Genomic DNA, 11,345 nt, shown 5'->3' with positions numbered 1-11,345 from the left:
CGCCGAAAACGGTCTGGGGCTGCGTTGCTCCTCGGTCGCAGAGCACTGGGGCTATGCTCCCTCGTCGCGCCTTGCCCCAGGCCGTTTTGGGCGCAACATAACTCCAGCCATTTGTGAGACACATCACTAGATCTGGAAATCAGGTTTTTTGGCCATGAATGTGTGGATGCCGCACTCCACTTTGTCAAATCCGGTCCACCGCCCGGCTCGCTCATTTTCGCCATTCGCCGTCTTGCGGGTGCAAGGCCAGCAACCGATAGAGCGATAGCCTTGATCGTGCAAGGGATTGTACGGAATGCCGTGCTTCCGAATGTATTCCCACACGGCATCGCGAGTCCAGTTAGCCATCGGGTTCAGTTTGAAGATATCTCGGCCTTCGCTCTTGTCGAACACGTAAGCTTCCAGGATCCCCAGGTTCGCGCGGCTCTCCGACTGCTGGCGGCGCAATCCGGTAATCCAGCAATCCAGTCCACTCAGCTTGCCCTGGAGAGGCAATACTTTCCGCAGCGTGCAGCAAAGGTCCGGATCACGTTCCCAAAGCGCCGATCCATGAGCTTGGGTCTGTTGTTCGGCCGTCAAATCGGGAACGCAGGACTCGATCGGATAGCCAAAGAAATCTTCCAAACGTCTCTTCAATTCCAGCGTCTCCGGAAAGAGCAAGCCGGTGTCCAGAGTGAAGACCGGGAACTTCAGGCTGTGTTCCTTCGCCAAGTGCATCATGACCAGCCCCGCGCCTTGGAAGCTCGTTCCGATGGCCGCACGTGTGCCGAATTTCTCCCAAGCCCAGGCGAGCACATCTTCCGTGTGCGCGGTCTGGAACAAGCGATCGAGAACGGTAATCTCGTTGCAAGTCATTCCAAGACCTCGCTCAATTCTCTATTTGCGCAGCCAAGCATGCCAATCATAAGTTAATTAACAAAGATACTTATCATTCTATGGTATGTCTTTTCTGTCAACTCTCAAAACCAGCATGAGTTTCCTTGAGATCCATCAAAACGCGGGCTTTAATTGAACTTCCCTCGCGGCCAAAACCGCTGGATATTGGACCGAAAGACCCAGGAAGTCTGATGGGCAGATATGGGCCAGAAAACGATTTACTATTTCGACAATAACGCGACGACGCGGGTTCCTCCCGAAGTTCTCGAAGCCATGCTCCCTTATTTGACCGATGAGTGGGGCAACCCATCGAGCGCCTATGGCTTTGGCAACCGCCTGGCGAAGCATATCGAACATGCGCGGCAAAAAGTCGCCGCGTTGATCAACGCCGAGCCCCGCGAGATCGTCTTCACCAGTTGCGGAACGGAGAGCAACAACACCGCCATTCAGAGCTGCCTTCTGACTCACCCCGGCAAGCGCCATGTGATCACGACCGCCGTCGAACATTCGGCAAATATCAAATTCGGCCAGTTCCTCCAAAAGCAGGGCTACGAGGTCACTTTCCTCCCGGTCGAACCGGATGGGTCGCTCGACTTGCACCTGCTCGAAACGTCGATCCGGCCCGATACCGCCGTCGTCTCTGTCATGTGGGCCAACAATGAAACGGGCGTCCTTTTCCCCATCGAAGAAATCGCGGCGATCTGCCTAAGCAAAGGCGTGCTCTTTCATACGGATGCCGTTCAAGTCCCCGGCAAGTTGAAGATCGACGTCAAGTCGCTCGGAGTCGATCTGCTGTCTTTGTCCGGGCACAAGCTGCATGCGCCGAAAGGCATCGGGCTTCTTTACGTGAAACGGCGAACCAAGTTTCAGCCTTACGTCATTGGCGGGCATCAAGAGCGCGGGAAGCGCGGAGGCACCGAGAACGTGGCCAGCATCGTGGGTTTCGGCCGCGCCGCGGACCTGGTCATGGCGCGGATTGACGAGGAGAATTCGCGCGTGCGCCGAATGCGGGACCGGCTCGAAAACTCGATCCTTGCCGGCATCCCCCACACCATTCGAACCGGCGCCAGGGATCCCCGGCTTCCCAACACGTCGAACATCGCGTTCGATGGCGTCGAGGCGGAAGCGATCCTGGTGTTGCTGGATCACGTTGGGGTCTGCGCTTCCAGCGGCTCGGCCTGCACGACGGGCGCGCTCGATCCTTCGCACGTGCTGACGGCGATGGGGTTGAGTCCGTCACGAGCGCGCGGCTGCGTTCGGTTCAGCCTGGGATTTTACAATTCCGACGCGGATGTCGATTATTTGCTGGAGCATCTGCCTCCGATCATTCAAAGGCTCCGCGCCATGGCGCCGACAGCCACGGCTGACCGGCCACGACACAAGCATCCTTCGACGCCCAAGCACGACGAGGCTGCGCGAGTGGCAGCCGATTAACTTCGCTTTATGAACATTCACGCTCTCACTCGCCGTCAATTCCTGAAATCCACTGCCGTCGCCGCCGGTGCGCTGACTTTCCCGCTTATCTCCAGCCGAAATGTGCTTGGCGCGAACGGACGTTTGAACATTGCCGGAATCGGGGTCGGCGGCAAAGGCGCCGGCGACGTCGCCGTGGTCGATCACGAGAACATCGTGGCGCTTTGCGATGTCGATGAAGTCAACGCGGCCGGCTCGTTCAAGAAGTATCCGCACGCCAAACGCTACAAAGATTTTCGCCTCATGCTCGACAAGGAGGGCCAAGGGATCGACGCCGTCACGGTTTCGACGCCGGACCACATGCACGCGCCTGCCGCGCTGACAGCGATGAAGATGGGCAAACACGTGTATTGCCAGAAACCGCTCACGCACACCGTCCATGAAGCCCGGCAAATGACCGAGGTCGCACGCCAGCACAAAGTCGCCACGCAAATGGGCAATCAGGGCCACTCAAATCCGGACACGCGACGCCTCGTGGAGTTGATTCAAGGCGGCGTGCTCGGCAAAGTGCGCGAGGTCCATGTCTGGACCGATCGGCCAGGGAATTGGTGGCCGCAAGGCATCGACCGCCCCAATCCGAAGGAGGCCCCCAAAGTTCCCGAGACATTGGATTGGGACTTGTGGTTGGGGGTTGCGCCGTCGCGACCGTACAACCCAGCTTACGTTCCCTTCAAATGGCGCGGCTTTTGGGATTTTGGCACGGGTGCGCTCGGCGACATGGCTTGCCACAACATGGACCTGGCGTTCTTCGCGTTGCAGTTGCGCGATCCCATCAGCGTGGAAGGGCAATCCTCTGACGTGAACAGCGAAACCGCGCCGGTTTGGTCAATCATCACTTACGAATTCGCGGCACGTGGACCGCAGACCCGGGTGAAGCTGATCTGGTACGACGGAGGCAAGAAACCGGAGCCCGAACTGGCGAAGACCAAAGAACTCCCCGGCAACGGCGTGATCATGATCGGGGAGAAGGACACGCTGTTCGTTCCGAGTTATTGGGGGCCGGGCGCGTTTTTGTCGGGGGCAAAAGCCGCGGATTTCAAGAACATCCCCGAGAGATTCCCGCGCCAGACGGACTGGGAGAGAAGCCACCACCAGGAGTGGCTCAATGCCTGTAAGGGCGGCCCCAAGGCCCTTTCCAATTTCGATTACTCTGGGCCGATGACGGAAGCCGTGCTGCTTGGCAATGTTGCCTTGCGCGCCGGTGTGAAGATCGAATGGGACGCGAAGAAATTCAAAGTCACAAACGTGCCGGAGGCGAATCATTATCTCCGCATGGAATATAGGAAAGGATGGGAGGTATGAGCAGAACCACCGCGCAAGTTACTCGACCATGCCAAAGCTCAGCGCGGTCAGTGATCCCGGGCCCTCCGCCATCTTCAATCTCATCGACGAGCACGAGAACAGCATCAATGACTCGCACTTTTTCGCCTTCGACGATCTGCGCAAATACAACAAGAACTCCTGGCTGGACGCGCCCTCGGGCCGGCATGGCAAATCCGCCGGGGCGAGCTTTGTGGACGGGCACGCGGAAATCCGCCGCTGGCGAAGTCCGGGTGTGGACCGGGTGATGCGCAACGGCAGCGTCGTGGTCCCGAACAATATCTCCTGGCTTCCCCGCACCGAGGCCGCCGACCACGAATGGTTTCGCACTTACGTCGCGCCGTACAAGTAACACACCGTTCCTCGCGGACCGCGCCGTTGACGGCGGTTAGCCACGGTAGGACGAAGCTCCAGCCGAGCCGTTCGTCGATGCTCGCCCCAGCACAACTAACCCGACTTTCGTTCGCTTTTGTTAATATCTGAATCGCGATGACAAGGCGTCACCGAAACGCGCCGAATCGGAGACCGGCGCTCCAGGCGCCCGGTTCATGGGCTGACGGATGAAGTTTCCTTCCCCGAACAGCGTCCAACAACCGTCACCTCGGATTCGCTCGTGAACGATTGCGAAGGACGGTAGGCAGCGACCAGCCAAATTGGAAATTGAGAATAGGAATTCAAAATGAATCACAGCGGTGAATACCTGAAGCTCAGAGCGTGCTTTGAAAATCGTAGCAGCCGACGTAAGGAGGCCCATGTTTCCGATTTCCCGAAGAATTTTGAGCCTCCTTACGTCGGCTGCTACGAGCAGTGGTGGTTTTCAAAACACGCTGTCAAACCGCATCTCCCTCTGCCAGCCGTCTGTGCCGCGGTATTTGTCGCCACCGCAGCCTGGGTCTTCGGCGCGGAGCAACCTCAGTGGGGCCAGGCCTGGTCGCGCAACATGGTCTCCAGTGAGAAGGGCCTGCCGGAAGCGTTCTCACCGGAGACGGGCCAGAACATCAAATGGACCGCGCGCCTTGGCACTGAATCCCACTCCACGCCGGTGATGGCCCGGGGCCGCGTCCTGATCGGCACGAACAACGGCGAACCGCGCGACCCGAAGCACCAGGGCGACCGGGGCGTGTTGATGTGCTTCGACGAAAAGGATGGCCGACTGCTCTGGCAACTCGTCGTGCCCAAGCGCGAGGAGGACCCTTACCACGACTGGCCCAACAGCGGCATTTCGTCGCCCGCCACCATCGAAGGCGACCGCGTCTATATCGTCAGCAATCGCGGCGATGTGCTTTGTCTGGACCTCAATGGGCTGGCTAACGGCAACGACGGCCCGTTCCAAGACGAAGGCGCGTATATGACGCCCAAGTCTCCAACCGGCTCTCAAAACAGCGCCATCACCGGATCCAAATCCGAAACCGGTGGAAGTTCCGCAATCCGCAATCCGCAATCCGAAGTTGGTCAGAGCCTCCCCACGTCGGCGGCTACCAGGATGACGCCCGGCCCGCTGGACGCCGACATTCTCTGGATGTTCAACCTGACGACCGGCGCGGGCATCTGGTCGCACGACGCCGCGCACAGTTCGATTCTCATTCAGGGCGATCATCTTTACCTGAACTCCGGCACAGGCGTGGATAACACCCACAAGCGCATTCGCACCCCGGACGCGCCGGGCCTGGTCGTGTTCGATAAGCGCACCGGCCGGCTTTTGGCGCGCGAGAACGAGCGAAACGCGTCGCGCATTTTCCATTGCACGTGGTCCGCGCCCTCGCTTGGCGAAGTGAATGGCCGCCCTTTGATCTTCTTCGCCGGCGGCGACGGCATCGTGTACGCCTTCGAGCCAATTACGGATCACGTTCTACGCATTACGAAGGACCCAGATCCCCGCAGCGTGGACACCGCCAACCGGAACGAGGGGGTTCAGAACCTGAAAACAGCGTGGCGCTTCGACTTCGATCCAGCCGCGCCAAAGGAAAACGTCCACCGCTACAACAGCAATCGGCAAGAAGGTCCGAGCAACATTTACGGCATGCCCGTGTTCTATCAGGGCCGCATCTACGTCGCGGGTGGCGGTGATCTTTTCTGGGGCAAAAATGGCGCATGGCTCAAGTGCATCGACGCCACGAAAACCGGCGACATCACGCGCACGGGAGAAATCTGGTCGTATCCGCTCGTCAAACACACGGTGTCCACGCCGGCCGTGCACGACGGCCTTGTTTTCATTGCGGACGTGGGCCGCACCGTGCACTGCATCGATGCCGGCACGGGCAAGCCGTATTGGACGCACGAATTGAAGGGTGACGTCTGGGCTTCCCCGCTCGTGGCGGATGGCAAAGTGTATCTGGGCACGCGCCGGGGCGATTTCTGGGTGTTCGCGGCGAGTCGGGAAAAGAAAATTCTGAGCCGAGTCGAGTTGGGCAGCCCCATCAGCGCCACTGCGACAGCCGCGCACGGCGTGCTCTACGTCGCAACGATGAAACACCTCTACGCCGTGGCGAATGTAGGGCAGGCTTCCAGCCTGCCAGTTCGCGAGACGTCCCCGCCTCGTGACTGACACCGCCACCCGCAGTCTTCTCCCTCTCCCGGGACGAAGGAATGGGAGTGGTTGGGGAGGAGCAGCCAGTTTCTATTTATGGGACCGAGACCTCCACTTCATGGAGGAGAGGGAGTTTCGCCGTTGGAGATTCGAGGGCAGTGTACCGGATGCAGCTTCGGACATGAGGCTAAACGATTGCAGGAGCGGGCGGCTTGGCTTAATCTGCCTCACACAAATCGCGTGCGTAGAGAGTTGGTTCAGTTGATTTTGTTTTTGGCGCTGGCCGGCAGCTCGATGCTTTGGACCGGCTGCGAGCGGGGCGATTCGTCCTCCTCGCGGCAGAAGACGGCGGAGTCCGCGGCGCCGCCCCGGCGCGTCAAAACCGTGCGCGTGGCGGCCTCTCCACTCGAACAAATCGTAAACGCAGTCGGCTCTTTGGCTGCTCTGGATCGTGCCACACTCAGCACCAAAGTCTCGGGCCGACTTCAGACCGTAGCCGTGGATTTGGGGAGCGTCGTGCATCAAGGTGAGTTGATCGCGCAAATCGAGCCGCGCGACTCTCAGTTGGAACTCCAGCAAGCAGAAGCGCTGTTGAGCCAGGCTCGCGTGCGCCTGGGCCTGACTCCCGAGGGCACGGACCACGTGACTGACATTGAAAAGACCAGCACCGTCCGGCAAATGCGCGCCTTGCTGGATGAGGCCAAAGCCAATCGCGACCGCGTGCTCAAGTTGTCCGAGCAAGGCATTCTTTCCGCATCGGAATTGGAAACCACAGACGCGGCGCACAAGGTAGCGCAGAGCCGTTACGAGGATGCCTTGCTCGAAGTGCGGAATCGCCAGGCTCTGCTGGCGCAACGCAAAGCCGAGCTGGAGATCGCGCGCCAGCAGTTGATCGATACCGAGACCCGCGCGCCGTTCGATGGCGTCATTCAAGAGCGCCGGGCCAATGCCGGAGAGTTTCTGAGTTCCGGAACGCCGCTGGTGACTCTCGTCCGGATGAATCCACTCCGTTTGCGGCTGGAGGTCCCGGAGCGCGAAGCCGGCAATATTCGGGTCGCCCAAAAAGTGCGGCTAAAGGTCGAAGGCAACACGAACGTCTATACGGGCGAAATCAAACGGCTCAGTCCGGCCATCGAAGAATTGACGCGCATGCTCTGGGTCGAAGCCGACGTGGTGAATCCCGGCGAGCTGCGTCCGGGATCTTTCGCCAAAGCGGAAATCGTCACGGACAACACCTCGCGCGGGATTCTGGTTCCCGTGAATGCTCTGTCCTCGTTTGCCGGTGTCGAGAAAGTGTTTGTCGTCCGGGATGGCAAAGCGCTCGAGAAACGGGTCACGACCGGCCGGCGGGTTGGCGATTCCATCGAGGTTGTCTCCGGCCTGGAAATGGGCGACGTCGTGATCATCGATCCGGGCGATGTTCTGTCCGGGCAACCAGTCAACGCGGCCGATTCCTAACCGGCAAAGCCTTGTGAATCTTTGAACGCACTTTCCCTAGCTAACCTCTCCTATGGACTGAGAATTCTCAGTCCTTCGCTGTTTTCAGTGGCTGGCGCCGCAGGCGATCTTGCAAGCAACCGGCCAGTGTCCGCTCCCTTTCCCCTCACCCTGGCCCTCTCCCCTGGGAGAGGGAATCACGGTTCGCACGGTGGACCAACCGCAAGGCATCATTCGCGCCTAGCGCTGGAAGCTGTTCTCCCTCTCCCCAAGAGAGAGGGCTGGGGTGAGGGGAAAGGTGACGATCAAACCACCGGCGCGTTGCCACTGAAAACGAGCTTCAGAAGCATGGACAAGGCCCCGCGGGAGCGTCGCCCCACCATCGGCTTGATTGGCTATGCGCAAGTTAGCTGAAGTCTGCATCCGGCGCCCGGTCTTCGCCAGCATGCTCATTCTGGCGCTTGTGGTCGTCGGAGCGGCGGGGTATCTGCACTTGCAGGTCGATCGCTATCCCTCGGTCGATCTGCCGACGATTCGAATTTCCACGCGGCTGCCGGGGGCGTCGCCTGCGGAGGTGGAGGCGCTCGTCTCGCATCGCATCGAAGAGGTCGTCAATACGGTCGAAGGGATCAAGGAATTGCGTTCCATCTCAGGCGTCGGGAGTTCCTTTATCATTGCCACGTTTGATTTGAATCGCGACGTGGATTCCGCAGCCCAGGACGTGCGCGACCGCGTGGCGGCCGTTTTGCGCGATTTGCCCCGCGACGCCGATCCGCCGCTGATTTCCAAATTTGACACCGACCAATCCCCGATCATGACCATCGCCCTGTCGGGCCAACGCTCCCGGCGCGAGCTGACCGAGATGGCGGACAAAATCGTCAAGGTCCAGCTCGAACGCTGCCTCGGCGTCGGCGAAGTCGAAATCCTGGGCGGATTGGAACGCGCGATCAATATCTGGATCGATGCGGACCGGCTCGCGGCGTATCAAATCCCTATCACTGCCGTGCGCGAAGCCATCGTCCGGCAAAACGCGAACGTCCCCGGGGGAAACGTCACCGGGCCATTGCGCGAACATGCGCTTCGCACGCTGGGCCGCATCACCGATCCCAAAGCGTTCAACGATCTCGTGGTCGCAACGGTCAATGGCTCTCCGATTCGTATCCGCGATCTGGGTTGGTCCGAGGACGGCACGAAAGAGCAGCGTTCGCTCGGCCGGCTGGATGGAGTGCCCACGGTCATGATGGAGCTGCGCCGCCAGTCCGGAGCCAATACGACGGCGGTCATCGAGGCCGTGAAGGAGAAACTGGCTGAGCTGGCCAAGGTTCTCCCGCCGGACGCGCGGTTGGAAGTGACCCGGGATCAATCCCACTACATTTACGAAGCTTTGCACGAAATCAACCGGCACCTCGTGCTGGGGAGCATCCTGGCCAGCTCCGTCGTGCTGCTGTTCATGCGCAATTGGCGGGCAACCTTTATCGCGGCCCTGGCAATCCCGACTTCCGTGATTTCAACCTTCGGCATGATGTGGGCGCTCAACTTCAGCTTGAACAGCGTCACCATGCTCGCGCTGGTGCTCATGGTCGGCATCGTCATCGACGACGCCATCGTCGTGCTCGAGAACATTTTTCGATTCGTCGAGGAAAAGAAGATGAGCGCGTTCGAGGCGGCGCGCGCGGCCACGGCGGAGATCAGCCTGGCGGTCATGGCCACGACGTTCAGCCTGGTGGTGATTTTCGTGCCGGTCTCGTTCATGTCGAGCATTGCCGGGCGGTTTCTGTTTCAATTCGGGTTGACCGCGGCGGTGGCGGTGCTGGTGAGCTTGCTGGTTTCGTTCACGCTGACGCCGATGATGAGCGCGCGCCTTTTCAGCTTGAGCCAGCTTGCGTCTTCGGGAAGCCATGCCGTGGCGCGGTCGCGGCGCGGTTTCTACGCATGGATTGACCGGGGTTACTCGTCGATTCTAGGGTTCGCCATGCGCCATCGGCTCTGGGTCGCGAGTGTCGCCGTGCTCGTCATGCTCACGTCCATCCCGCTCTACAAAGTCGTGCGGCAGGAATATACGCCGGGAAACACGGACGAAGGCGAATTCGAGATCAGTGTGACCACGCGGGAAGGCACCAGCCTGGCCGCGATGGACGTGACGCTCCAGGTTTTGGAAAAGGAATTGCGCAACCTTCCGGCTGTGCGCACGGTGCTGGCTTCGGTGGGCGGCAGTGGCTCTCTTGGCAGCGTCAACCACGGGCGAATCTACGTCAGCCTCGCGCCGCACAAGGAACGGGTGTTCCGTTGGGGCCGGTTGCTGAGCCTGAATCCGCTCCGGGCTTTCCAGGGCAATTACAGCCAGCGCGATGTGATCCAGGAAGTGCGGCGTCGCATGAAGAAGTATTCGGATCTGCGCGTTTCCATCCGGAGCAGCCAGTCGTCCATCAACCTGGGGGGACCGAATTACGAAGTCGATTTCTCGTTGCTCGGGCCCGATCTGGGATCCCTGTCCGCTTACGCGGAAACACTGCGAAAGAAAGCGCCGGAATTAGGGGTCGTGGACGCAGACACCACCTTGAAACTCGACAAACCCGAACTGCGCGTGGAGATCGACCGCGTCCGCGCCGCCGCGTTGGGTGTGGATACCGATGACATCGCCACGGCGCTGCGCATCATGGTGGGCGGCGATCAGCGGGTGTCGCGCTTCCGCGATCCGACCTTGAACGAAGACTACGACGTGCAACTGCGTTTGGCCGAGGGCGGACGCAACGATCCCTCCACTATCTCGCGCATCTATGTGCCGCGCCAGAACGGCAGCCTGGTGCGGCTGGACAATCTGGTGCAGATCGTCCCGGGGCAGACCGCCTCGCGCATCGACCGCGTGGACCGCCAGCGACAGGTCAGCCTGCGCGGCTCGGTCGCTCCCGGCTTCGCGATGGGCGACCGGATCGAAGCGCTTCGCGAGGCTGTGAAAGAAATGAATTTGCCGATGGGTTACACGACGCGCGTTTCGGGCCGGGCGCGCGAACTGGAAGCCACTTTCCGGGAATTTCTCTGGGCGTTTCTGCTTTCGGTCATTCTTATGTATCTCATCCTTGCCTCGCAATTCGAGAGCGTGGTCCATCCGTTCACCATTCTGCTTTCTCTACCCATCTCCGTGCCGTTCGCCATGCTTTCGATCTGGCTGACAGATAACACGATCAATTTGTATTCGGCCCTGGGAATCCTGGTGCTCTTCGGCGTGGTGAAGAAGAATGCCATTCTTCAGATCGATCACATGAACACGCTGCGCGCAACGGGCATGGAACGGATGGCCGCGATCATGCAGGCGAACCGGGATCGGTTGCGGCCGATCCTGATGACGACGCTGGCGCTGGTGGCGGGCATGTTGCCCCTGGCGCTCGGCGCCGGCCCGGGCGCCGAAGAACGTCGAGCGGTCGCGGTCGTCGTCATCGGCGGCCAATCGCTCTGTTTGCTCCTGACGCTGGTCGTGACTCCCGTCGCGTATTCCCTGCTGGATGATCTCGCCCAAAAGCTCCACTGGCGGCGATTATCCACGAGATGGTCGCCGGTGGCGGCGGTGCCGGTCGCGAAACCGGATCTCTAAGGGTCTGTGCATCTGGCTTGGACACAAAGCTCCCAGTATGTTGCGGCTGAGGCCTCGCGTCTGTTTGCATCGATCGAAAACAATGCTGTCACCCCCAAGGTCAGGTTTGGCAGTTACTCACTG

The 11,345-nt window shown here is 60.1% G+C and carries 7 protein-coding genes; 6 read left to right on the top strand and 1 reads right to left on the bottom strand.

Translation table 11 applies throughout. From position 1 onward, the window contains the following. Window positions 1-126: 126 nt before the first annotated feature. A complete protein-coding gene (locus FJ398_20655) occupies window positions 127-855 on the bottom strand; it encodes a phosphoadenylyl-sulfate reductase (protein ID MBM3840325.1) in 729 nt (242 codons plus the stop codon). Between the two features lie 222 nt (window positions 856-1,077). Here FJ398_20655 and nifS point away from each other — a divergent pair, with 222 nt between their 5' ends. The 6 genes from nifS to FJ398_20625 all read left to right on the top strand — a co-directional run bounded on the left by nifS (window position 1,078) and on the right by FJ398_20625 (window position 11,222). Next, on the top strand, window positions 1,078-2,310 hold the full coding sequence (gene nifS, locus FJ398_20650) for a cysteine desulfurase NifS (protein ID MBM3840324.1): 1,233 nt from the start codon (window positions 1,078-1,080) through the stop codon (window positions 2,308-2,310). Between the two features lie 9 nt (window positions 2,311-2,319). Then, entirely contained in the window at window positions 2,320-3,651 is a 1,332-nt protein-coding gene (locus tag FJ398_20645) for a Gfo/Idh/MocA family oxidoreductase (GenBank protein MBM3840323.1), read from the top strand. 28 nt (window positions 3,652-3,679) lie between these two features. After that, a complete protein-coding gene (locus FJ398_20640; GenBank protein MBM3840322.1) occupies window positions 3,680-4,021 on the top strand; it encodes a hypothetical protein in 342 nt (113 codons plus the stop codon). Between the two features lie 588 nt (window positions 4,022-4,609). Continuing rightward, the gene (locus FJ398_20635) at window positions 4,610-6,214 is read left to right on the top strand and encodes a pyrrolo-quinoline quinone (protein ID MBM3840321.1); all 1,605 of its coding nucleotides are present in this window, start codon (window positions 4,610-4,612) and stop codon (window positions 6,212-6,214) included. Window positions 6,215-6,292: 78 nt separating this feature from the next. Beyond that, window positions 6,293-7,654 (top strand): efflux RND transporter periplasmic adaptor subunit, encoded by a 1,362-nt coding sequence (locus FJ398_20630; protein ID MBM3840320.1) that lies wholly within the window; start codon window positions 6,293-6,295, stop codon window positions 7,652-7,654. Between the two features lie 376 nt (window positions 7,655-8,030). Beyond that, a complete protein-coding gene (locus tag FJ398_20625) occupies window positions 8,031-11,222 on the top strand; it encodes an efflux RND transporter permease subunit (GenBank protein ID MBM3840319.1) in 3,192 nt (1,063 codons plus the stop codon). Window positions 11,223-11,345 lie beyond the last annotated feature (123 nt).

The organism is Verrucomicrobiota bacterium (genome assembly GCA_016871535.1).
Classification (GTDB): Bacteria; Verrucomicrobiota; Verrucomicrobiia; order Limisphaerales; family SIBE01; genus VHCZ01.
The sequence above is the reverse complement of the archived record's forward strand: the minus strand, read 5'-3'. Positions and strand labels throughout refer to the sequence as shown.